19 protein-coding genes are annotated in these 22,434 nt (G+C 53.4%); 5 read left to right on the plus strand and 14 right to left on the minus strand.

What is annotated here, in order from left to right; translation table 11 throughout:
- Window positions 1–20: 20 nt before the first annotated feature.
- The 3 genes from gntT to gntX form a co-directional block, all read right to left on the minus strand.
- Window positions 21–1,337, minus strand: coding sequence for a gluconate transporter (gene gntT, locus KXR87_RS13615; protein ID WP_437432780.1), 1,317 nt, complete (start codon window positions 1,335–1,337; stop codon window positions 21–23).
- A 332-nt stretch (window positions 1,338–1,669) separates the two neighbouring features.
- Window positions 1,670–2,245, minus strand: coding sequence for a Fe-S biogenesis protein NfuA (gene nfuA / locus KXR87_RS13620; protein ID WP_437432781.1), 576 nt, complete (start codon window positions 2,243–2,245; stop codon window positions 1,670–1,672).
- Window positions 2,246–2,303: 58 nt separating this feature from the next.
- Complete coding sequence (gntX, locus tag KXR87_RS13625) at window positions 2,304–2,987, minus strand: DNA utilization protein GntX (RefSeq protein ID WP_437432782.1); 684 nt, start codon at window positions 2,985–2,987, stop codon at window positions 2,304–2,306.
- A gap of 37 nt (window positions 2,988–3,024) precedes the next feature.
- Here gntX and bioH point away from each other — a divergent pair, with 37 nt between their 5' ends.
- The gene (bioH, locus tag KXR87_RS13630) at window positions 3,025–3,798 is read left to right on the plus strand and encodes a pimeloyl-ACP methyl ester esterase BioH (RefSeq protein WP_437432783.1); all 774 of its coding nucleotides are present in this window, start codon (window positions 3,025–3,027) and stop codon (window positions 3,796–3,798) included.
- Between the two features lie 116 nt (window positions 3,799–3,914).
- Window positions 3,915–4,184, plus strand: coding sequence for a YdgH/BhsA/McbA-like domain containing protein (locus KXR87_RS13635; RefSeq protein ID WP_437432784.1), 270 nt, complete (start codon window positions 3,915–3,917; stop codon window positions 4,182–4,184).
- A gap of 39 nt (window positions 4,185–4,223) precedes the next feature.
- Here the strand turns inward: KXR87_RS13635 and feoC are convergent, their stop codons facing one another.
- From feoC to greB, 5 genes are all read right to left on the minus strand, one after another.
- The gene (gene feoC, locus KXR87_RS13640) at window positions 4,224–4,469 is read right to left on the minus strand and encodes a [Fe-S]-dependent transcriptional repressor FeoC (RefSeq protein ID WP_437432785.1); all 246 of its coding nucleotides are present in this window, start codon (window positions 4,467–4,469) and stop codon (window positions 4,224–4,226) included.
- 10 nt (window positions 4,470–4,479) lie between these two features.
- Entirely contained in the window at window positions 4,480–6,798 is a 2,319-nt protein-coding gene (gene feoB / locus KXR87_RS13645) for a Fe(2+) transporter permease subunit FeoB (RefSeq protein ID WP_437432786.1), read from the minus strand.
- 20 nt (window positions 6,799–6,818) lie between these two features.
- The gene (gene feoA / locus KXR87_RS13650) at window positions 6,819–7,046 is read right to left on the minus strand and encodes a ferrous iron transporter A (RefSeq protein WP_437432787.1); all 228 of its coding nucleotides are present in this window, start codon (window positions 7,044–7,046) and stop codon (window positions 6,819–6,821) included.
- A 494-nt stretch (window positions 7,047–7,540) separates the two neighbouring features.
- Complete coding sequence (locus KXR87_RS13655) at window positions 7,541–9,868, minus strand: Tex family protein (protein ID WP_437432788.1); 2,328 nt, start codon at window positions 9,866–9,868, stop codon at window positions 7,541–7,543.
- 96 nt (window positions 9,869–9,964) lie between these two features.
- On the minus strand, window positions 9,965–10,438 hold the full coding sequence (gene greB, locus KXR87_RS13660) for a transcription elongation factor GreB (protein WP_437432789.1): 474 nt from the start codon (window positions 10,436–10,438) through the stop codon (window positions 9,965–9,967).
- 217 nt (window positions 10,439–10,655) lie between these two features.
- Here greB and ompR point away from each other — a divergent pair, with 217 nt between their 5' ends.
- Both ompR and envZ read left to right on the plus strand, forming a co-directional pair.
- On the plus strand, window positions 10,656–11,375 hold the full coding sequence (ompR, locus tag KXR87_RS13665) for an osmolarity response regulator transcription factor OmpR (RefSeq protein WP_001157751.1): 720 nt from the start codon (window positions 10,656–10,658) through the stop codon (window positions 11,373–11,375).
- Complete coding sequence (gene envZ / locus KXR87_RS13670; RefSeq protein ID WP_437432790.1) at window positions 11,372–12,727, plus strand: two-component system sensor histidine kinase EnvZ; 1,356 nt, start codon at window positions 11,372–11,374, stop codon at window positions 12,725–12,727. The genes ompR and envZ overlap by 4 nt, the downstream gene beginning before the upstream one ends.
- A 46-nt stretch (window positions 12,728–12,773) precedes the next feature.
- Here envZ and pckA read toward each other — a convergent pair whose 3' ends face one another.
- From pckA to KXR87_RS13695, 5 genes are all read right to left on the minus strand, one after another.
- Window positions 12,774–14,393: a phosphoenolpyruvate carboxykinase (ATP) gene (pckA, locus tag KXR87_RS13675; RefSeq protein WP_437432791.1), complete on the minus strand. Its 1,620-nt coding sequence runs from the start codon at window positions 14,391–14,393 to the stop codon at window positions 12,774–12,776.
- Window positions 14,394–14,743: 350 nt separating this feature from the next.
- Window positions 14,744–15,622 (minus strand): Hsp33 family molecular chaperone HslO, encoded by an 879-nt coding sequence (gene hslO / locus KXR87_RS13680; protein ID WP_437432792.1) that lies wholly within the window; start codon window positions 15,620–15,622, stop codon window positions 14,744–14,746.
- Window positions 15,623–15,646: 24 nt separating this feature from the next.
- Window positions 15,647–16,048, minus strand: coding sequence for a ribosome-associated heat shock protein Hsp15 (gene hslR, locus KXR87_RS13685; RefSeq protein WP_437432793.1), 402 nt, complete (start codon window positions 16,046–16,048; stop codon window positions 15,647–15,649).
- Window positions 16,048–16,728, minus strand: a complete 681-nt coding sequence (yrfG, locus tag KXR87_RS13690; RefSeq protein WP_437432794.1) for a GMP/IMP nucleotidase — start codon at window positions 16,726–16,728, stop codon at window positions 16,048–16,050. The genes hslR and yrfG overlap by 1 nt, the downstream gene beginning before the upstream one ends.
- Before the next feature lie 63 nt (window positions 16,729–16,791).
- Window positions 16,792–18,927, minus strand: coding sequence for an intracellular growth attenuator family protein (locus KXR87_RS13695; RefSeq protein WP_437432795.1), 2,136 nt, complete (start codon window positions 18,925–18,927; stop codon window positions 16,792–16,794).
- A gap of 321 nt (window positions 18,928–19,248) precedes the next feature.
- Here KXR87_RS13695 and nudE point away from each other — a divergent pair, with 321 nt between their 5' ends.
- A complete protein-coding gene (gene nudE / locus KXR87_RS13700) occupies window positions 19,249–19,809 on the plus strand; it encodes an ADP compounds hydrolase NudE (RefSeq protein ID WP_437432796.1) in 561 nt (186 codons plus the stop codon).
- Between the two features lie 27 nt (window positions 19,810–19,836).
- Here nudE and mrcA read toward each other — a convergent pair whose 3' ends face one another.
- Window positions 19,837–22,389: a peptidoglycan glycosyltransferase/peptidoglycan DD-transpeptidase MrcA gene (gene mrcA / locus KXR87_RS13705; RefSeq protein WP_437432797.1), complete on the minus strand. Its 2,553-nt coding sequence runs from the start codon at window positions 22,387–22,389 to the stop codon at window positions 19,837–19,839.
- Between the last annotated feature and the right edge of the window lie 45 nt (window positions 22,390–22,434).

A 22,434-nucleotide genomic window follows, 5' to 3' on the forward strand; every position in this document is an offset into this window, starting at 1 on the left:
GAAAGGGCGTGTCGTAAACCTTACACCACCATTCCTAACAGCAGGCAGCCAACCAGACCACATACCGAGATGATGGTCTCCAGTGCAGACCAGGACTTCATGGTCTCACCGATGGTCAGATTGAAATACTCTTTAAACAACCAGAAGCCCGGGTCGTTGACGTGCGAGAAAATCACGCTGCCGGAACCTACTGCGATAACCATCAGTTCGGGGCTTACGCCAGTCGTTGCAATCAGCGGTGCCGCAATACCACCTGCGGTGATGGCTGCAACGGTGGCCGAGCCGAGCGCGATACGCAGTACGGCAGCAATAGACCATGCCATAAAGATAGGCGACAGATTGGTACCATGCATCAGGGAGGCAATGTACTTGTCCACGCCGCTGTCAACCAGCACCTGTTTGAATGCACCGCCACCGCCGATGATGAGCAGCATCATGGCGATAATTTTGATTGAGCTGGTCAGCGTTTCGTTAATGTCGTCCATCGAACGACCGCGATTCAGGCCGAAGGTGAAGACCGCAATCAGCACGGCGATTAACGTGGCCATTACCGGATCGCCAAAGAACTCAGCATACGGCAGAATAGCGTGGCCTTTAGGCAGTACCATTTCCGCAACCGCACGCAGGGCCATCAGTACCACCGGCACCAGAGAGGTCCAGACGCTCACGCCAAAGCCCGGCATCTCTGCTTCAGTGAAGGTTTTCTTGTTATACAGCCCTTCCGGGATCGGTTTATCAATCCCTTTCAGGAACCGCGCGTAGACCGGGCCTGCCAGAATAACGGTTGGGATACCCAGCAGGGTGCCGTACAGCAGGGTTTTGCCCATATCAGCATGGAAGATAGTGGCAATAGCGGTCGGGCCCGGATGCGGAGGCAGGAAGCCGTGCGTAACGGACAGTGCAGCCGCCATCGGCACACCGACATAGAGCAGCGGGATACGGGCCGAGGCCGCAATGGTGAATACCAGCGGCAGCAACAGCACGAAGCCGACTTCATAGAACAGTGCGAAACCAACGGTGAAGCCAGTGAGTACCACCGCCCACTGAATATGTTTCTCACCAAATTTTGCAATCAGGGTTGTCGCGATACGCTGTGCGCCGCCGCAATCTGCCAGCAGCTTACCGAGCATGGCACCAAAGCCCATGATCAGCGCAAGGCTGCCGAGGGTTCCGCCCACACCGGCTTTAATGGACTTGATCACTGCATCCAGAGGCATTCCCTGCATCATTCCGACGGCCAGTGCCACCAGAACCAGGGCAATAAATCCGTTCAATTTGAAGCGGATCATTAATAACAACAACAAGATTACACCGATAGCAACGATGACTAATGGCATGATTTACCTGGCCTTAATTTGTTATGGGTAACGTCAGTGTTTCTACAGCTTGTGCCGGGTTTCCTGAGGTAGAAAACATAGCGCTGGGGCATCAATACGGCTTACATCGATACTTAAAAATAGTAGCTGGATGTTTTTATAATGTTGATGCCTGCGCGGATGATACGGGTAACATCTGTAAAAAGAGAATCACCTGGGGGGCCAAAATTTGCGAAGTGAGAGGTGGGTCATATTAACGACCAGAAAGCAGTGAAAAAAACAGCGGGAAAATAAGCAGGAAGATACGGGTAACACGTTCTCCCGGGGAGCAGGAGAACGTGCGGAGGGGGGCATCAGTAGTAAGAGTGCTCGCCGCGCTGGTGCTCTGTCAGGTCGCGAACGCCTTTCAGTTCAGGGAACTCGTTCAGCAACTGCTTCTCGATGCCCTCTTTCAGGGTAACGTCGACCATGGAACAACCGTTACAGCCGCCGCCAAACTGGAGAATAGCGTAGCCTTCGTCGGTAATTTCCATCAGGGTTACACGCCCGCCGTGCCCGGCCAGCTGCGGGTTAACCTGCGCTTGCAGCATGTACTCAACGCGTTCCATCAGCGGTGCGTCATCGGTCACTTTACGCATTTTGGCGTTAGGGGCCTTCAGCGTCAGCTGAGAGCCGAGTTGGTCAGTCACAAAATCAATTTCCGCATCTTCCAGATACGGTGCGCTCAACTCATCGACATAAGCCGTCAGTTGTTCGAATTCCAGGGCGGTGTCAGCGGCTTCCACTGCATCTGGCGGGCAATAAGAGACGCCGCATTCTGCGTTTGGCGTGCCTGGGTTAATCACAAACACGCGAATTTGCGTCCCTTCTTCCTGATTTGCCAGCAATTTAGCAAAATGCGCTTGCGCAGCATCGGAGATATGGATCATAGCAATGGCCTAATAGTTGACTATTTTACTCGGTTATAATACGCCCATCATCGAGGCTCTACAAGGTTCGACACAGGCACCATACCTGAACAGTCGCCGCGCCGTGGCGTAACAGCAGTTTAGAGAGTTCTGCGACGGTGCTGCCGGTAGTGACGACATCATCCACAATTACCATATGGAGCCCCTGCACGGGCAATTCAAGGCGAAAGGCATTTTTCAGGTTGCGTTTACGTAAACGGGCGCTCAGCTGATGCTGGATACGGGTCCTTTTTATTCGTCTGAGCGCCGCAGGTTCATAGCGGCACCCTACCCAGTGCACCAGCTTCCGGCAAAGCAGATCGCTTTGATTATACCCCCTGCGCCACTGACGCCGATGCCACAGTGGCACGTTCACCAGCAGGTCGGGAGCGGGTATTGATCGCCTCCGCTGCTCATTTCTGACTGCCAGATATAGCAGCCGGGCCAGCGCCAGTGCGAGCTCAGGCCGCCTGGAAAATTTCATCTGATGCACCAGATGGCTAAGCGGCGGCGTGTAGCTACTGACCGCCACCATATGCTGCCAGGGCGGCATTTTTTGCAGGCAGCGGCCGCAGGGGAGCGTGGGGTCCAGGGCGGGCAGTGCGCAGCAGGGGCATACCGATATCCTCAGAGGAAGAGTGCGTGCGCAACTGGAACATATGCCCCAATGAGCAAGCGCCAGCGGCATTCGACATAGCCAGCACAGGCCTGGCACTGTTAGCATATTCCACCTCCTTGTATGTAGAAGAGAACGATAGCGGATGAACAACATCTGGTGGGAAACCAAAGGCGAAGGACATTGCCATCTTGTGCTGCTTCACGGATGGGGGCTGAACGCGCAGGTATGGGATTGCATTACCGCTGAACTTAGTACGCAATTTACGCTGCATCTGGTGGACCTGCCGGGCTATGGTCGTAGCAGCGGTTTTCCGGCTATGACGCTTAGCGAAATGGCGGAGATCGTGCTGGCAAACGCGCCGGGGCAGGCCATCTGGGTGGGCTGGAGCCTGGGTGGACTGGTGGCAAGCCAGGTAGCGTTAATGGCACCTGAACGGGTCAGAGGACTGGTCACGGTGGCATCGTCCCCTTGCTTTAGCGAGCAGGACGCATGGGCCGGTATTAAATCAGAGGTTCTGGCTGGTTTTCAGCAGCAGCTCAGTGAGCATTTCCAGCGCACGGTAGAGCGCTTTCTGGCGTTGCAAACGATGGGAACAGAAACCGCTCGTCAGGATGCGCGTCAGCTAAAACATGCTGTTTTGTCACTGCCAGTGCCGCCACCAGAGGTACTGAATGGCGGCCTGGAGATCCTGAAAACCGCAGACCTGCGCGAGGCGCTGACCGCGCTGACGCTGCCCTTTCTGCGCATTTATGGCCGACTGGATGGCCTGGTTCCCCGCAAGATTATTGCCCCCCTGGATGCAATGTGGCCACGCAGTGAATCTCTCATTTTCGCCAAAGCAGCCCATGCGCCATTTATTTCCCATCCTGATGATTTTTCCAGAGCTTTAAAGTCCTTTTCTGATTCTCTCGTGTAGCGGGGGCGTTGGCTTGAATAAGCGGCATTCCACTACGATACTTAAAAGGCTTTTGCGGCGCGTACAGTCTGTGCTGCAACTGTAAAACAATCAAAAACCCTAGGAGAATCATAGGTATGAAATTAGTTACAGGTATTGTTGCGTCTCTGGTGATTGGTTCCCTTTCCTTTGGCGTCATGGCCGCACAGGAACTGGAAAAAGATAAGGTCGCGAGTATGAATCTGACGAAGGTTGGCACCATTACCACGTCTGATACCACAGCGCCTATGGACGCCAAAAAAGAGCTGTCCAAAAAAGCTGATGAGTTAGGTGGCACCTACTTTGTGGTCACCAGCGGCGAGAAAAATGAAAAAGACATCCACGCCACGGCGGATGTCTATAAGTAAGCGTAACGTGAACCATAAAGCGGGTCGGATGACCCGCTTTCAGCAACCACTCAATGTCCACCATGTCTGATGACAGGCCGTTTTGCCTTCCGGACACGCTTTACAACTTCCTGTCAGGCAACCCTCCGCCTCTTGCGGCACGCGTATGGCTTTACCCATGATTTCCATACGGCCCAGCATGGCCTCGACCATCGGGCGAGAGAGCTGCAGTGCGCTGCTGAGCTGGCCGACATCCATCCGCCCCCGCAGCGCAAGCATGTTACGAACGTCAATCAGTGATGCCATTTTTGCGACCTCAGTGGCAGTCTCCCGCCGGGCTTTCGCAGCAGCTGGCGGCAGTTTTACGGGTAGCGAGCAGGTTGACATCGACACGGCTTCTGGCGCGGCGCAGGCTGCCGATCACGATAATGTTAAACAAAATGACCGCCAGAATGCAGGCCAGGCTCCAGGTCGGGTGCGCGCTAAAATTAGTGGTCTGGTAAAATAGTGTTGCCAGAGAATAGGCGATATTGAGTCCCCACAGAATGGAGAAACCCATCCAGCCACGGCTCGATTCACGGGAGATGGCTCCCATCACTGAAATACAGGGAATGTAGAGCAGCACGAAGATAAGATAGCTGTAAGCCGCGCTGGGGCTACCGAATTTCTCACTCATCACGCCCATCGTCCCTGTTTCCATTTCGCCATCACCTTTGCTGGCTTCAATAGGGTTTGCCAGTACGCTCAGGCTGAAGGTCTCTTTCAGGCTGGTCCAGGTTTCGTCAATGGAAGCCCTCAGTTCGTCTGTCAGACTAAACTCCGCAGGGTTGAAGTCGGCCTGCTGGATATTTTCAGCGGTGTAAAGCGTATTCAGCGTTCCTACCACCACCTCTTTTGCCATTGCGCCGGTAAACAGGCCGACAGTAGCCTGCCAGTGGTCAGGCTGGACGCCAATGGGCTTTAATAGCGGAGTAAAGACCCGGCTGACGGAGGCAAGGGCAGAGTCGTTAATGTTATCCACCGCCTTGCCACTCAGGGAGAAGCTGTTTAAGGCGCTGAGGAAAATGCTGACCACCACAATGACTTTACCGGCGCGCAACACAAACCCCTTCAGTCGTTGCCAGGTCTGCAAGAGGAGGCTCTTCAGATGTGGAACATGGTAAACCGGTAACTCCATAATAAAGGGTGAGGCTTCACCACGCATAATAGTGTGTTTGAGCATCAGTCCGGTCAGGATAGCCATCACTATGCCGAGCACATACAACGAGAAGACCGCAAGCGCGCCTTGCTGACCAAAGAAAGCAGCGGAAAAGACCGCGAAAATTGCCAGGCGTGCCCCGCAGGACATAAAGGGTGCCATCATGATAGTCATCAGGCGTTCACGGGGAGCATCCAGCGTGCGTGCCCCCATAACCGATGGCACGTTACAGCCAAAGCCGACAATCAAAGGGACGAAGGATTTGCCCGGCAGACCCAGCGCCTGCATCAGTCTGTCCATCACAAAGGCAGCCCGCGCCATGTAACCTGAATCTTCCAGGAAGGAAAGAAACAGGTACATCATGCCAATCTGGGGAACCAGAGGCAGCACGGTATTGACCCCGCCCCCCAGCCCCTGGGCGAGGAAAATCGTCAGCCACGCCGGGAAGTGCAGCGTGTAACCCAGCCACTGAACGCCATGAATAAAGATAGCTACGGAACCGGCATCAAAAACCGGGGCGAGTGCACCGCCGATATTAATAGCCAGCAGGAACATCAGATACATCACAAATAAGAAAATGGGCAGGCCCAGAAACCGGTTAAGGATGATGCGATCCACGCCAGCGGTAAACTGACTGGGCTCGGCGGTCAATGTGTTACTGACGGCTTCACATATTGCCGAAATAGTCTGATAGCGTGCGTCAGCAATATGCAGCGCCGGATCGTCAATCTCACCGCTCAGGCGGGTGAGTGCCGTTTCCAGTTTGAGCGCAGCATCGCCTGCGTAGGCCCGGCTGTAAATATCACCTTCGAGCATTTGCAGGCCCAGCCAGTAGCGCTGATGCAGCGGCATTGCTGAAGACATAAATGCGGCGAGGGCGTTAGCCTCACGCTTTAAGGGTTGCGCATAATGAATCAGTTCAAGAGGCGTATTTTGCTGGTGGCGATCGACCGCGAGCTTAAGGGCATCAATACCGCGACCACGCGTTGAGACCAGCGGTACGACCGGGCAACCCAGGCGGGTAGACAGCGCATCAATATCTATACGGACTTTCTGTTTTTCCGCAATATCCAGCATGTTCAGTGCAACCACACACGGGATGCCGAGTTCAAGCAGCTGCAGCGTCAGATAAAGGTTACGTTCGAGATTAGACGCATCAACCACGTTAATCAGCAGGTCTGCATCACCGCTCAGGATGTAATGGCAGGCGATCTGTTCATCCAGAGAGGTCTGCGAGGAGATGGTGGTAAGCGAATAGGTGCCTGGCAGGTCAACCAGGGTGACCTGATGGTCCGTAGTGGAAAATTGCCCCTCTTTACGTTCGACAGTTACCCCCGCCCAGTTGCCTACGCGCTGGCGTGCGCCCGTGAGTTGATTAAAAAGGGTGGTTTTGCCGGAGTTAGGATTACCGATTAATCCAATGGTCAGCTTTTTCATTATTTTCTTACCCGTCAGAATTAACCCGAAATGACTTCCAGTTGCAGAAAGGCGAGGTCTTTTTTCCGCAACACCAGATTCACGCGCCGGGTTTCGATATGAACGGGATCACCAAGCGGTGCCACACGAACCACATTGAAAGAGGAGCCGGGTAACATTCCCAGGGAAAGCAGTTTCTGGCGCCAGGCCGGACTGATTTCGCGTGAGAAGCCCGTTATTTTCCACGAACTGTCTGGTGAGAATTGCATAGGACCTACTTATCTTTATCGCACGTTTTGTTGTTGTCTGGCGGATGAAAACATTGGAAACCAGACGCGTTGCTGGCGACGGCATTCATACTGACCAGAGCGACCAATGATAATGAGAATAGTTTTTATCATCACTTATTAAACCGCGATAAAAGACGGAGTGAAATCATAATTCGTCGCATCGTTGACGTGGCGCAAAATTTTTTTAATTTTCGCACTGGCTATAAGGACTTAAAAATTATGAATTAATACGTATATTTATTTCGTCATCTTAATGTTTAATTAAGCATTAACGTTATTGTCTTGTTAATAGATTTCCCTACAATTATTCAGGAAATAAAATAATTCTAATCACTGATGAGTTATTTTGAAGAGTTACACCGGCAGCAGGCCACTGTTTAATGAAAGGCGAGATTTGGGTGAGAGTTTATCAGTTCATTTTTTTGAATAATGAACGGTCGGGGAGACCCCTCCTGAAAAGGAGGGGTGATTGATTAGCGTTTTTTACCCATTGCAGCTGCCAGCGCATCCATCATCGCGCTGTTTCCGGCGGGCTGTGCGTCTCGCCCGCGAGGTTTGGCTGCTTTTGCCGCCGGTCGAGCCTGATCACGCCCACCGCCATTGCTGCGCCGTGCGCTGGTTTCACCAGGTTGTTCATCCAGACGCATGGTCAGGGCAATACGTTTGCGCTGCAAATCCACTTCCAGCACCTTCACTTTGACGATATCGCCCGCTTTAACGACGGTATGTGGATCGTCGACAAACTTATCGGCCAGTGAAGAGATATGCACGAGGCCATCCTGATGTACGCCAATATCAACAAAGGCACCAAAGTTAGTAACGTTGGTTACAGCGCCTTCAAGAACCATGCCCGGCAGCAGGTCGTTCATGGTTTCCACGCCGTCAGCAAAGGTGGCGGTTTTAAACTCAGGGCGTGGGTCACGGCCTGGTTTTTCCAGCTCTTTAATAATGTCCGTCACCGTAGGAAGTCCGACATGCTCATCGGTGAAATCCGCTGGACTGAGTTTGCGTAGTTCGCTGCTGTTGCCCATCAACTCGCGCAAGGATTGTGCGGTTACCGCCAGGATGCGCTCCACCACCGGGTAGGTCTCCGGGTGTACCGTGGAGGCGTCCAGGGGGTTATCGCCGTGGTTGATCCGCAGGAAGCCGGCGCACTGTTCAAACGCTTTTGGCCCCAGCCGGCTGACTTTAAGCAGCTGCTGTCGGTTCCGGAACTGACCGTTTTCGTCACGCCAGGAGACAATATTCTGCGCCATCATCCGGGTCAGACCGGCAACGCGCGTTAACAACGGGACGGAAGCTGTATTCAGGTCCACGCCCACGGCGTTAACGCAGTCTTCGACCACGGCATCAAGCTTACGGGCAAGCTGTGTCTGGCTGACATCATGCTGGTACTGGCCGACACCGATGGATTTCGGATCGATTTTCACCAGTTCTGCCAGCGGATCCTGTAGACGACGGGCGATAGAGACGGCACCACGCAAAGAGACATCAAGGTCCGGGAACTCCAGTGCCGCCAGCTCAGAGGCAGAGTAGACGGAGGCCCCGGCTTCGCTGACGATCACTTTCTGCCCTTTAACCTGCGGGAACTGTTTTTGCACATCAAGGTAGAAACGCTCGGTTTCACGTGACGCCGTGCCGTTGCCGATGGCAACGAGTTCAACGTTGTGTTTCTCACACAGGGCCGCGACCACGGCGGCGGCTTTCGCGGCCTGGCCGGTATGGGGATAAATGGTGTCGGTAGCAACCAGTTTGCCGGTGGCGTCAACCACCGCAACTTTCACCCCGGTGCGCAGGCCCGGATCGAGACCCATAGTGGCACGCAGCCCGGCAGGGGCCGCCATCAGCAGATCGTGCAGATTGCGGGCGAAGACGTTAATTGCTTCCTCTTCCGCGCGTTCGCGTACCGTACCCATTAATTCGGTTTCAAGATGCATTAGCACTTTGATGCGCCAGGTCCAGCTCACCACGCCTTTGCGCCAGCCGTCTGCCGGGGCATTATTCAGACGCAGGCCAAGATGTTCGCTGATGATGTGTTCGCCCTGGCTCTCTTTGGGCGGCTCGTCAAATTGAGGGTCGGCGTTCAGTGAGAGCTGCAAAATGCCTTCGTTACGTCCACGGAACATGGCCAGCGCGCGGTGAGACGGGACGGTGGCGACAGGTTCGTGATGGTCGAAATAGTCGCGGAACTTCGCCCCTTCCTCTTCTTTCCCGCTGACTACGGTGGAGACGAGGTGGGCATTTTTCCACAGATAATCACGCACTTTGGCCAGCAGCGTGGCGTCCTCAGCAAAGCGCTCCATCAGGATATAGCGCGCGCCATCAAGCGCGGCTTTGCTGTCAGCCACGCCCTTATCGACATCGATAAATTTCGCGGCTTCGGTTTCAGGATCGTGCGACGGGTCGTTCCAGAGCAGATCGGCCAGCGGTTCGAGGCCAGCTTCAATCGCGATTTGCCCGCGCGTGCGGCGCTTCGGTTTAAAAGGCAGGTACAGGTCTTCAAGCTCGGTTTTGCTCAGCGTACCGTTAATCGCTTTCTCCAGCGCCTCCGTCAGCTTACCCTGTTCGCCGATAGATTTAAGAATGGCCTGGCGGCGATCCTGCAGTTCACGCAAATACCCCAGACGTGTCTCCAGATTACGCAGTTGCGTGTCATCCAGACCGCCGGTCACTTCCTTACGATAACGTGCAATAAACGGTACGGTGTTCCCTTCATCGAGCAGACGAACGGCAGCGTCAACCTGTTCAGCACGCGCCTGAATTTCACCGGCGATAATGCGGCAGAAAGAATCATTCATCATGGATTTTGCTTCATCCGAGTAAAAAATTAAGGGACAGTTATACGGATTGACCAGCAAAAATGCCAGCCATCGGCAGGGGCTTCAGATTGTTCCTGCTCATTTTACGTAGGTTATCTCGTTCACATACCAGGTCGCTTCCCCGGCAGGCGTGTTGACCACGGCTACATCGCCAACCTCTTTTTTCAGCAACGCGCGGGCCATCGGAGCGTCAATGGAGATGTAATCCTTGCGACCAAAGATTTCGTCGTAACCGACGATACGAAAACGCAGGGTGTTGCCGTCATCGTTTTCAATCTCAACCCAGGCACCAAAAAAGACTTTGCCTTCCTGCTGCGGGGAGTAATCGACGATTTTCAGGTTTTCGAGGCACTTCGTCAGATAGCGCACCCGGCGGTCGATCTCGCGCAGGCGCTTTTTGTTGTACTGATAGTCGGCATTCTCGCTGCGGTCGCCAAGGCTTGCCGCCCAGGTGACTTTTTTTGTGACTTCCGGGCGCTCCTGTCGCCAGAGGAAATCCAGCTCCTGTTTCAATTTGTCGTAGCCTTCACGGGTAATCAGCGGCGTTTTCATTTTCCTGCCTTATTCTTTATTCATCGTTGTCTTTACAAATTAACGCCCTAAGGTGCGGATTAATCATCATTTATGTGATGCTATATGCATATAAGCTACTGTTAAATATGCTTTGTAACAATTTCGACTAGAATTTATACCAGATTTCGCTGGTTGTTAACGTGCACTTTTTTAGAATACGTCATCATAATTGTCGGAACCTTTGGGAGTAAAAACAATGCAAGAGAATTATAAAATCCTGGTCGTGGATGACGACATGCGCCTGCGTGCCTTGCTTGAACGTTATCTCACCGAACAAGGCTTCCAGGTTCGTAGCGTCGCCAATGCTGAACAAATGGATCGCTTGCTGACGCGTGAGTCTTTTCATCTCATGGTTCTTGACCTGATGTTACCGGGCGAAGATGGTCTCTCTATCTGCCGCCGTCTGCGCAGTCAAAGCAACCCAATGCCCATCATTATGGTGACGGCAAAAGGGGAAGAGGTAGACCGGATTGTGGGGCTTGAAATCGGGGCGGATGACTACATTCCAAAACCGTTCAACCCGCGTGAACTGCTGGCCCGTATCCGTGCCGTACTGCGCCGCCAGGCCAACGAACTGCCGGGCGCCCCTTCTCAGGAAGAAGCGGTGATTGCCTTCGGTAAATTTAAGCTCAACCTCGGCACCCGCGAAATGTTCCGCGAAGATGAGCCGATGCCGCTGACGAGCGGTGAGTTTGCGGTGCTGAAGGCCCTGGTCAGCCACCCCCGTGAACCGCTTTCCCGCGACAAGCTGATGAACCTGGCCCGTGGTCGTGAGTACTCCGCAATGGAACGCTCAATCGACGTACAAATCTCCCGCCTGCGCCGCATGGTGGAAGAAGATCCGGCCCATCCACGCTATATCCAGACCGTATGGGGTCTGGGCTACGTCTTCGTGCCGGACGGTTCTAAAGCATGAGGCGAATGCGCTTCTCGCCGCGAAGTTCGTTTGCCCGCACGCTGTTATTGATTGTCACCTTGCTGTTTGTCAGCCTGGTGACAACCTACCTCGTGGTGCTGAACTTCGCGATTTTGCCCAGCCTCCAGCAGTTTAATAAGGTGCTTGCTTACGAAGTCCGTATGCTGATGACCGATAAGCTGCAACTGGAGGACGGGACGCAACTTGTCGTTCCTCCGGCGTTCCGGCGTGAAATTTATCGTGAGCTCGGCATCTCGCTTTATTCGAACGAAGCCGCCGAAGACGCGGGTTTGCGCTGGGCGCAGCATTATGAATTCTTAAGCCAGCAGATGGCGCAGCAGTTGGGGGGCCCGACGGAAGTTCGCGTTGAGGTTAACAAAAGTTCGCCAGTGGTCTGGCTGAAAACCTGGCTCTCACCCAATATCTGGGTTCGTGTTCCGCTTACCGAAATCCATCAGGGCGATTTTTCGCCGCTGTTCCGCTACACCCTGGCCATCATGCTGCTGGCGATTGGCGGGGCATGGCTGTTTATTCGAATACAAAACCGGCCTCTGGTTGACCTTGAACATGCGGCGCTTAAGGTGGGCAAAGGCCATATTCCACCGCCGCTGCGTGAGTATGGTGCGTCAGAAGTGCGCTCCGTCACCCGTGCTTTTAATCAGATGGCCGCAGGGGTGAAGCAACTGGCTGACGATCGCACGCTGCTGATGGCGGGGGTGAGTCACGATCTGCGCACGCCATTAACACGTATTCGCCTTGCGACTGAAATGATGGCCGAAGAAGACGGCTATCTCGCGGAATCGATCAATAAAGATATCGAAGAGTGCAACGCCATTATCGAGCAGTTTATTGATTACCTGCGCACCGGGCAGGAGATGCCGATGGAGCTTGCTGAACTTAACGCGGTGCTGGGCGAGGTGGTTGCAGCAGAAAGCGGCTATGAGCGGGAAATTGAGACAGCGCTGAATGAGGGGGATATCCAGGTGCGCATGCATCCGCTCTCCATTAAACGTGCCTTAGCCAACATGGTGGTTAATGCTGCCCGCTATGGTAATGGGTGGATCAAAGTCAGCAGTGGTACTGAACTCAATCGCGCCTGGTTCCAGGTTGAGGATGATGGGCCGGGGATCAAACCTGAGCAACGGAAACACCTTTTCCAGCCTTTCGTTCGTGGTGACAGTGCCCGCAGCACCAGCGGTACCGGCCTTGGGTTAGCTATCGTGCAGCGTATTATTGATAATCACAACGGTCTGCTTGAGCTGGGTGTCAGTGAGCGAGGCGGGCTCTCTATTCGTGCCTGGTTGCCGATCCCGGTCACGCGAATCAGCGTACAACCTAAAGACAATGCCTGAAAAAAACCCGCCATCCGGCGGGTTTTGTTTAACGCGTGTTGCAAAATTACAGTCTGGGACCGGCGCTCACCAGTGCGGCTCCTGCGGCGGTGTCGGTGTACTTCTCAAAGTTACTGATGAAAAGTTTCGCCAGCTGCGTGGCTTTCTCCTGCCACTGTTCTGGTGACGCGTAGGTGTTTCTTGGATCGAGGATCCGGGTATCTACGCCGGGTAATTCCGTCGGGATAGCCAGATTAAACATCGGCAGCGTAAAGGTTTCAGCCTCGTCCAGCGCGCCATCAAGAATCGCGTCAATGATCGCCCGCGTATCCTTAATGGAGATACGTTTACCCGTACCGTTCCAGCCGGTGTTAACCAGATAAGCCTGCGCGCCGACAGCTTGCATTCGTTTTACCAGCACTTCGGCGTATTGCGTCGGGTGCAACGACAGGAACGCTGCGCCGAAACAGGCGGAGAAGGTCGGAGTAGGCTCAGTGACGCCGCGTTCGGTGCCCGCTAATTTCGCCGTAAAGCCAGACAGAAAGTGATATTGCGTCTGGTCTGCGGTTAAACGAGACACCGGCGGCAACACGCCGAAGGCATCCGCGGTGAGGAAGATGACCTTAGTGGCGTGTCCTGCTTTTGACACGGGTTTAACGATGTTGTCGATGTGATAGATAGGGTAAGAGACCCGGGTGTTTTCGGTTTTAGAGGCATCATCGTAATCAATGCTACCGTCGGCACGCACGGTCACGTTTTCCAGCAGCGCATCGCGACGAATGGCGTGGAAGATATCCGGTTCTGCTTCTTCAGACAGCCTGATGGTCTTGGCGTAGCAGCCACCTTCGAAGTTAAACACGCCGTCATCGTCCCAGCCGTGTTCGTCATCGCCAATCAGCCGGCGCTTCGGATCTGTAGAGAGCGTGGTTTTGCCCGTGCCAGAAAGACCAAAGAAAACGGCCACATCGCCCTTCTCGCCCACGTTCGCAGAGCAGTGCATTGAGGCAATACCCTTGAGCGGCAAAAGGTAGTTCATGATTGAGAACATCCCTTTTTTCATCTCGCCACCGTACCAGGTGCCGCCAATAAGCTGGATGCGCTCGGTGAGGTTAAATGCCACAAAGTTTTCCGAGTTCAGCCCCTGCTCTTTCCATAAGGGGTTGGTGCATTTTGCGCCGTTCATGACGATGAAATCGGGTTCGAAATCAGCGAGTTCTTCAGGGGTAGGACGGATAAACATATTTTTCACGAAGTGTGCCTGCCAGGCCACTTCAGTGACAAACCGTACGGAGAGACGGGTATCGGGGTTTGCCCCGCAAAAGGCGTCAATGATGAACAGACGTTTACCGGAGAGCTGGCGGGTCACAAGGCCTTTAAGATGTTGCCAGGTTTCGGGTGAGAGCGGCTTATTGTCGTTCTTACCTTTGCCTTTGTCGGACCACCAGACGCTGTCGCGCGTGGTGTCATCGCGGACAATATACTTATCTTTCGGCGAGCGACCAGTGAAAATACCGGTGTCGACGGCGACCGCACCTGAATCGGTTAACACGCCTCGCTCGTAGCCTTCGAGGTCATCCCTGAGCTCTTCCTGAAACAACGTATCGTAGTCGGGGTTGTAAACGATATCCTGAACATCGTTGATACCATAAGCCTTGAGCTCCTGCGGGGTTAAATCTTTAACGCGCATGTCACTTCTCCTTAGCCAATATGTACTGCCTGAAATTGTAGGGTTGTTATCCCGTCCCTGACCGCGACACGGCTCATAGATTTACGCATCTCGACGAACCCTTAGCGATGTAAAACACTGTGATATCCGTCATGAAACGAGACAGATTCTGGCAATGATAGCCATTATGATCGGGAAAATGTTATTAAAGCGACATAAAGCGATATTTTAAACGGTGAGATTGTGACTGTAATCGCTTTCATGAAAGAAAATTACGTAAGCCTTTCATAAACTATTTTAGCGGAAACGTGACGCGTCAGACAAAAATGCCACCGCGAGGGTGGCACCTGAAGACGACTAAAGATGAAGGATTAATGCACTTGCGGATCGGCAGGGGAGGCGTTGTTGCGGATTTCTGCGATGTCCATAGAATTAAAGAGGTAATGGTTACCACAGTAATCGCAGTTCATATCAATCTCACCCTCTTCAGCAAGGATGCTGTCGACTTCTTCATCCGGCAGCGTTTTTAAGGCATCTGCGCAGCGCTCGCGGGAACAGGTGCATTTAAACTCCACGTCCTGCGGATCGTACAGGCGAACTTCTTCATCGTGGTAAAGGCGATGCAGCACTTCTTCTGCCGCCAGCGTAAGGAGTTCGTCTGCTTTAATGGTTTCCGTCAAAATGGCCAAATGCTCGAAATCTTCCGCCTGGGTTTCCTGAGCAGGGAGCACCTGCAACAGCATACCGCCCGCAGCAGGCGTGCCTGCGACCTCACCGGTGCGAATAAACAGGCGCGTCGGCAACTGCTCAGAGCGCAGGAAATAGTCTTCCAGACAGGCGGCCAGGGTATCGCCTTCCAGACCGACAACGCCCTGATAGCGTTCACCTTCTTCAGGCGTAATGGTGATAACCAGATAACCATTACCTACCAGCGTTTTCAGATCAGCGCCTTCAGGAATCTCGCCCTGTACGCGGGCTACGCCACGCATTTGCTGGCGGTTGTTGCCATTAATCACCGCCAGGCTCATCGGGCCATCACCCTGCAATTGCACCGTGATATCACCCGCAAACTTCAGCGTCGCCGTGAGCAGGCTGGTCGCAACCAGCAGCTCACCCAGAAGCGTTTTCACCGGCAAGGGGTAATTGTGATTTTCCAGCATCTGTTTCCAGGTTTCCGAGACGGTTACCAGTTCGCCGCGCACGGCGTAGTTTTCAAACAGATAGCGGTGTAGTTGGTCATGTTGAGCCATAATTTTCTCTCTTGCAGGTGCGCACTACTGGCTGTCACCGTGTTTAAATTTCATCAGGTCGCGGCGTTCTTTCTTATCCGGTCGACGGTCAGGATGAGGCATGGTCAGCGCATTCAGTTTACGTGCCTGCGCCATTTTTTCCCGCTTCTCAATGCTTTCAGCCGTTTCTTCATAGAGCAAAACAGCCTCCTCTGCGGGACGTCGCTGTTCAGTAATGCCCTTAATGATCACCGTGCGTTCATCGTTTCCCTGGCGAAGGGTCAGGGTGGCATTCAGTTCGACGGTTTTACTCGGCTTGCTACGCTGGCCGTTGTAATGCACTTTGCCGCCTTCGATCATGTCACGAGCCAGGGCACGCGTTTTGTAAAAGCGCGCGGCCCAGAGCCATTTATCCAGTCGGACGTCCTGCGCGGGCTGTGGTTTCATTACCTCTCCTTCTCGCTGAGCGAGGGAATCAGGTGGCGATAATCGTTCATGCCGGGATGGCGCAGATAGGTTTTATCTGCAAGCCCGGAGTCAGGGTTGGTCACCCCAAGGCAGTAACGAATACCAAATTTTGCGGCGGCATCCAGAATCGGTTCGCTGTCATCAATAAACAGCGTGCGTTCAGGATCCAGGCCTGTTTCGTCTACTACGCCCTGCCACAAACGCTGATCCTCTTTGGGATAACCAAATGTGTGGGTGGAAAGCAATAAATCAAGGTGTGCCGCAAGGCCGGTATGCTCAAGTTTCACGGCCAGGTTGTGCGGATGCGCATTGGTTAACAGGATGCGTCTCTTACCGCATTTTTGCAGCGCATCCAGAAAGGGCACGGTATCTTCACGTAGCACGGCGCGTGGCCCTTGTTGCGTTGTCATCGCACAGATATCGAGCCCCAGACGTTCACTCCAGAAATCCAGACAGTACCAGTTTAGCGTATGCTGCACCGCGTGATATTCCTTGCGAATAATGGCCTGTGCTTCGGTTGCGGTGATCCCTTCCTTTGCGCCGAACGTCTCTGGAACCAGCGTCTGCCAGAAGTAATTGTCAAAAGCGAGGTCGAGCAGCGTACCGTCCATGTCCAGCAGGACGGTGTCCACATCCCGCCAGTCAATATCAAAATGCATAGGCAACTCCAGCCAGAAGGAAAATGCGCGCCAGATTACCACACCCGACGCGCATCCGTTTTATCAGGTCAGGCTATCAGGAGCGGAGATCAGCGTGGGATTCAGACAATTTTCATAATATTGCTGAATATCCGCAAGGCGTGAGCGGTTGCGTTGGTAGCGGCGGATGGCCAGGATGCCGTTATAGAGTGTACAAACCACCATTGCCAGCAGTAAGAGGGTGGTGCTGACATAACGCCACAGACCAGATGCATCCGGAATGCGATGAAGGCTGATATGGCGTGTACCATTCGCGTCCGTGGAGATATTGGTGATAATACCCTCGGCACTGAACGGTGTGCGCATGAGCATTTCAGCTAAGCGCTGAAATTCTTTCCATTGTTCGGTAGCAGGGTAGTCATAGAGCGCGACCGGGGGATAGGGTTGATCGACCAGTTCGCTACCTTCTTCACTAACAATGATAAAACCACCTGGTGCCGGACTATTGAGCGACTGGGCCGCCCGCGCGGTTTCCCGCTGAATAAAGGGGGCGGTGGAGGTGGTTATCAGATTATCGAGTGATTCGGCGCTAACGGGCCGCAACAGGACATTAACGCCCGTCAGTCTACCCGCGCTGGCGCGTGAGGTCAGCGTATCCCAGTCTTTACTATTCCCCAGATTAACGAGTGCATTTTTAAGACGCAGGCAGTCGTCATCTGCGGCACAAAGCTGCTGGGTTTTCAGCACAATTTCTGAGAAGTCATCTAACAACACCATGCCAGATTTCTGAATTGCCGTACGCAAAGCCGGACTTACCCGGGAGTCGTCCTCAGGCTTGGGGTGCAACTGGCGGTTGACGGCCTGCACCAGCGCGGTGGCTTTGTTGACGGTTTCAGACTCTGGCAGGGGCAATGGCGGCGCATCGTTCCAGATAATCTGTGAACAGTCGAACGGCGCAAAAGGTGAGCTTTGACGTGATGTCCAGCTACCGGTGGCCGGAATACTACACATGCCAGTGCTGTGAATGCGCAGCGAATCGCCCACACGCAGGCCGGCAGACTCAAGCTCACTCACTTTTGTGGCTTCAAGCGTTTGTGCCCCCTTGATCCAGGAGAGGGTGAACTTAATGGGCATATCCAGCGGTACCCAAACCAGTAGCATCACCAGCACGACCAGTGCGCCCAGCGCAATGACCGCGCTGCGGACCCAGTGTTGTATCGGGAAATGGGTAACTTCATCGTGAAGGGAGAGAAAACGTCCCTGACGCACGACATGACGGTCCAGGTAGATATCAATATCGCTTTGCTGACCCAGATCCTGGGCGATGAAGGGCTGCCAGTGGCGTGGATAGATTAAATCAATGATTCCCAAAGAGATATTATTGATTTGCTCCTGATCGTTTTCACCAAACAGACCCCAGCGTTTAGGAGTGCCACGCAAACAATGTATTTCCCGCAGGGCATTTTTAGCCGGTGGGGCAAACATGCCCCACATGCCTGCGGCGAGAAGGAGAATGCCCCCTCCGGCAAGCCAGATAACAAACACTTCTGGCGTGACAAGGCATAAAAAGAACAGGACAAACGATGTTGCGATAAGCAAGGCTTCGCGCATACCATCCGGGCGACCGAGCGCATATTCTTGCGGGGTTTCATGGCGAATATTGAGCAACTCAATTTGCTCTGTCTCTTCACCGCGAATAGCAGAATGCGTTTTCTGCACACGCTCAGGCATCAGCCCCTGCTCGTCATACCGCGATTCACTCAGCGTATGACCATTGAGCGAAATCACCAGCGGCAGAGTATCCGTGCGAATCAGCTCAACACTGTTCTCATCGGTAATGTACTGTTCCCAGAAGGGGGGCAAATGCACTTCTACGGAGTCGAGATAGTAACGCCATTTGTTTGGCGCATCCGTAGTAATGCCGTAGCGGGTGATGGCCTGAGTGAGGTGGATAACCGTATTACTTTGAGGATTTAACGCCAGAGAGACTGGCGCGGTGGTCGCGCCTGTCGGGCCTGGCGCCTGACGGGTACGGGAAAGGGCTTCCAGATAGCTTTCAACGGCGTTGCGCTCTTCCGGGGTTAATTTACGCGTTGTCGCACCTGCAAAAGCCTGAAGGTGTGGTAAACGAAATCGCCGCTGCGATCTCATCCGGTACACCCACCCAATGGCAAGTGCTAAGGCCAGCATAGCAGCGAAAAAAATCAAAATGGTGCTCATGCTTTCCCCATCTTACTTTTAGCAGCAGGTGTAGTCAGTCGCACCTTTTCCCATCAATATTATCAGTTTAATCAACATGTTAATAGGTGAAATCATATTCTTAATGTGTTAGTGCTTCACAGCCTTTGAAAGGGTAGCAAAGTGCTCACATAGCGAATATCAGCAAATTCCTGGAATTATTTCAACCTCTTGACTTTTAGGTTTATTTGGTCAATGCATAGAGTAAGGTTGCGAAAATGTAAATGCCTGGCAAATGACATTGCTCAAGTGCGGTAGTGTGTCGCACAATAATGTCAGTATTCTCTGGAAAGACCGATAATAATGAGCGAATCACTGCAAAAGCCCACCATTCTCAGTGTTGAAACCGTGGCCTCTTCACGACTATTTAACGTTGAAAGTGTGGATCTGGAATTCAGTAATGGTGTACGTCGCGTTTATGAACGTATGCGCCCCTCCAACCGCGAGGCGGTCATGATCGTGCCCATTATCGACGATCATATAATCCTTATTCGTGAATATGCGGTGGGAACTGAATCTTATGAGCTGGGATTTTCCAAAGGGCTGATAGACCCCGGCGAAAACATGTATGAGGCAGCAAACCGCGAGCTCAAAGAAGAGGTGGGGTTTGGCGCTAATGAACTGACCTTCCTGAAAAAACTCAGCATGGCACCCTCATACTTCTCCAGCAAAATGAACATCCTCTTGGCAGAAGACCTCTATCCCGAATCGTTGCCGGGGGATGAGCCGGAGCCGCTACCGCAGGTTCGCTGGCCGCTGGCCCATTTAATGGATCTGCTGGAAGAGCCTGATTTTCACGAAGCCCGTAACGTCAGCGCGCTGTTCCTCCTCCGGGAGTGGCTGAGAGGCCAGGGCAGGCTATAAAAAAAGGCGCTTATCGCGCCTTTTTTGTCAGAAGAGTTCGTGGGTCTCACCGTTATCGATGATGGTCGTGCCCACCTCATGCACCGCCTGCTGGGTCGGTTGTGTACCTTCGATAAAGTATTCCTGGCGACTACTGCCACCACTGGCCAACTGACCGGTGCCTCTGTCAATGTTCACTGTCACAATACCTGGCGGCGGCGTGAGAGGGTCTTCTGGCACCCCGTCTAACACTGCCTGCATGTAGGCATCCCACGCTGGTTGCGCACTCTTGGCCCCGCCTTCATAACCGGAAATCTGATCTTTAATCGCACCTGAGGCCGTCGTGCGCCCCAGATCACGGCGATGATCGTCAAAACCAATCCATACCGAGGTAACTACGCCCGGACCATACCCTGAGAACCAGGCATCCTTCGAGCTGTTAGTGGTGCCGGTTTTACCGCCAATATCGCTACGTTTCAGATCCCGGCCCGCGCGCCAGCCCGTACCCTGCCAGCCGGGCTCGCCAAAGATATTACTGTTAAGCGCACTTTTGATTAAGAACGCCAGTGGCGTATTGATAACGTGCGGCGCGTACTCCTGCCCACCGCTTCTGGCGACCAGATCCTGATTCGCTTGCTCCAGTTGAGGCATTGGGACGCCGGAATTTGGCTGCTCCTGAGAGGTCGCCACGTTTTCCATATCTTTATTTTCAAGCACGTTGGATTTTGGCGTATCGCCATAAATCACAGGAATATCGCAGTTCGCGCAGGCGATTTTGGGCCTGGCTTCAAATAGCACCCCACCCTGATCGTTCTCGATTTTGGTAATGAAATAGGGATCAACCAGGAACCCCCCGTTTGCCATCACCGCATAGCCGCGTGCGACCTGCATCGGGGTGAATGAAGCGGAACCCAGCGCCAGCGATTCGGTATGCACAATGTTCTGTGCCGGGAAGCCGAAACGCTGCAAATACTCTGCTGCGTAATCGACACCCATTGCGCGCATTGCTCGTACCATCACTACGTTTTTTGACTGCCCCAGTCCCTGACGCAGACGAATCGGCCCGGCATACTCGGCCGGGGAGTTTTTGGGCTGCCAGTCAGAACCCGCACCGGCATCCCAGCGGGAAATCGGAACGTCATTCAGAATACTTGCCAGCGTCAGGCCTTTATCCATCGCCGCGGTATAAAGGAAGGGTTTTATGTTGGAACCCACCTGACGCAACGCCTGAGTCGCACGGTTAAATTTGCTCTGATTAAAGTCGAAACCGCCAACCAGCGCCAGCACCGCACCGTCATGTGGATTAATCGACACTAATGCAGAATTGACATCGGGCACCTGCGCCAGCCACCAGTTTTCATTTACCGGGCGCACCCAGATTTGCTGGCCTGTCTGCACAACGTCAGTGACTTTACGAGGTGTCGGGCCTTGCTGTGTGTCAGAACGGTAAGGCCGTGCCCAGCGCATGCCTTCCATATGTAAGGAAACCGAAGTGCCATCCGCTAACATCGCCATCGCTTCCTGCGGATTTGCTGCGGTGACAACCGCAGGCTCTAACGGGCCATAAGAGGGGAGGCCTTTTAGCGACTCGGTAATTTTCCTGCTGTCCCATGCGGTTTCGCCCGGCTTCCACAGCACATTTGAAGGACCGCGGTAACCGTGTCGCATATCGTAATCCATCACGTTATTACGCACGGCAGCTTGCGCGGATTGCTGCACTTTACGGGTGATGGTGGTGTACACCCGATAACCATCTTCATAGGCTTTTTCGCCGTAGCGGGTCATCATTTCCTGACGCACCATCTCGGAGAGATAAGGGGCAGAGAAGGCGATTTCCGGGGCGTGATAGTCAGCATCAATGGTATCCGCACGGGCCTGATCGTATTGCGTCCTGGTGATATAGCCTTCACTAAGCATACGGGACAACACAACGTTACGTCGCGCGGTTGCCCGGTCCAGCGAATAGAGGGGGTTAAAGGTGGACGGTGCTTTAGGCAAGCCAGCAATAACCGCCATTTCACTCAGGGTTAGCTTATCTGCAGGTTTACCGAAATAGACCTGTGCAGCCGCCCCGACACCATAAGCCCGGTAGCCGAGATAAATTTTGTTCAGATAGAGTTCGAGAATCTCATCTTTCGTCAGGAGCTGTTCGATACGGATCGCGAGAAAAACTTCCTTAATTTTACGCAGCAGGGTGCGTTCAGGACTGAGGAAGAAGTTACGCGCCAGCTGCTGAGTAATGGTACTGGCACCCTGAGACGCATGACCGGAAAAGAGTGCCACGCTTGCCGCACGAAATATCCCAACCGGGTCGACACCATGATGCTCATAAAAACGGCTGTCTTCAGTGGCAATAAACGCCTTTACCATTTCTGGTGGGATTTGGCCCAACGTCAGCGGAATTCGTCGCTTTTCCCCATATTGTGCAATCAGTTCGCCATCAGCGCTGTAGACCTGCATCGGAATTTGGAGACGCACGTCTTTGAGCGTGGCGACATCGGGTAGCTGTGGCTCGATGTACTTGTATAAGCCATAAATCGAACCTGCTCCCAGCAGAATGCAAAAGACTGCAAGGATGAATAAATACTTTACGAACTTCACCGGAGGATTCCCATTTAGTTTCATTTGGGCAGTTTATAAACAACC

The sequence above is a fragment of the Yokenella regensburgei genome, assembly GCF_051486985.1.
In the GTDB taxonomy this organism is placed as follows: domain Bacteria; phylum Pseudomonadota; class Gammaproteobacteria; order Enterobacterales; family Enterobacteriaceae; genus CBFFRJ01.

Excerpts from the sequence above, each read along its gene's own strand:
- gntT (WP_437432780.1), bottom strand. The coding sequence starts at position 1,337 with ATGCCATTAGTCATCGTTGCTATCGGTGTAATCTTGTTGTTGTTATTA.
- hslR (WP_437432793.1), bottom strand. The coding sequence starts at position 16,048 with ATGAAACCACAGCCCGCGCAGGACGTCCGACTGGATAAATGGCTCTGG.
- bioH (WP_437432783.1), top strand. The coding sequence starts at position 3,025 with ATGAACAACATCTGGTGGGAAACCAAAGGCGAAGGACATTGCCATCTT.
- KXR87_RS13635 (WP_437432784.1), top strand. The coding sequence starts at position 3,915 with ATGAAATTAGTTACAGGTATTGTTGCGTCTCTGGTGATTGGTTCCCTT.
- feoC (WP_437432785.1), bottom strand. The coding sequence starts at position 4,469 with ATGGCATCACTGATTGACGTTCGTAACATGCTTGCGCTGCGGGGGCGG.
- hslO (WP_437432792.1), bottom strand. The coding sequence starts at position 15,622 with ATGGCTCAACATGACCAACTACACCGCTATCTGTTTGAAAACTACGCC.
- gntX (WP_437432782.1), bottom strand. The coding sequence starts at position 2,987 with ATGCTAACAGTGCCAGGCCTGTGCTGGCTATGTCGAATGCCGCTGGCG.
- feoB (WP_437432786.1), bottom strand. The coding sequence starts at position 6,798 with ATGAAAAAGCTGACCATTGGATTAATCGGTAATCCTAACTCCGGCAAA.
- KXR87_RS13655 (WP_437432788.1), bottom strand. The coding sequence starts at position 9,868 with ATGATGAATGATTCTTTCTGCCGCATTATCGCCGGTGAAATTCAGGCG.
- yrfG (WP_437432794.1), bottom strand. The coding sequence starts at position 16,728 with ATGCATTTTGATATTGACTGGCGGGATGTGGACACCGTCCTGCTGGAC.
- nfuA (WP_437432781.1), bottom strand. The coding sequence starts at position 2,245 with ATGATCCATATCTCCGATGCTGCGCAAGCGCATTTTGCTAAATTGCTG.
- greB (WP_437432789.1), bottom strand. The coding sequence starts at position 10,438 with ATGAAAACGCCGCTGATTACCCGTGAAGGCTACGACAAATTGAAACAG.
- envZ (WP_437432790.1), top strand. The coding sequence starts at position 11,372 with ATGAGGCGAATGCGCTTCTCGCCGCGAAGTTCGTTTGCCCGCACGCTG.
- ompR (WP_001157751.1), top strand. The coding sequence starts at position 10,656 with ATGCAAGAGAATTATAAAATCCTGGTCGTGGATGACGACATGCGCCTG.
- KXR87_RS13695 (WP_437432795.1), bottom strand. The coding sequence starts at position 18,927 with ATGAGCACCATTTTGATTTTTTTCGCTGCTATGCTGGCCTTAGCACTT.
- feoA (WP_437432787.1), bottom strand. The coding sequence starts at position 7,046 with ATGCAATTCTCACCAGACAGTTCGTGGAAAATAACGGGCTTCTCACGC.
- nudE (WP_437432796.1), top strand. The coding sequence starts at position 19,249 with ATGAGCGAATCACTGCAAAAGCCCACCATTCTCAGTGTTGAAACCGTG.
- pckA (WP_437432791.1), bottom strand. The coding sequence starts at position 14,393 with ATGCGCGTTAAAGATTTAACCCCGCAGGAGCTCAAGGCTTATGGTATC.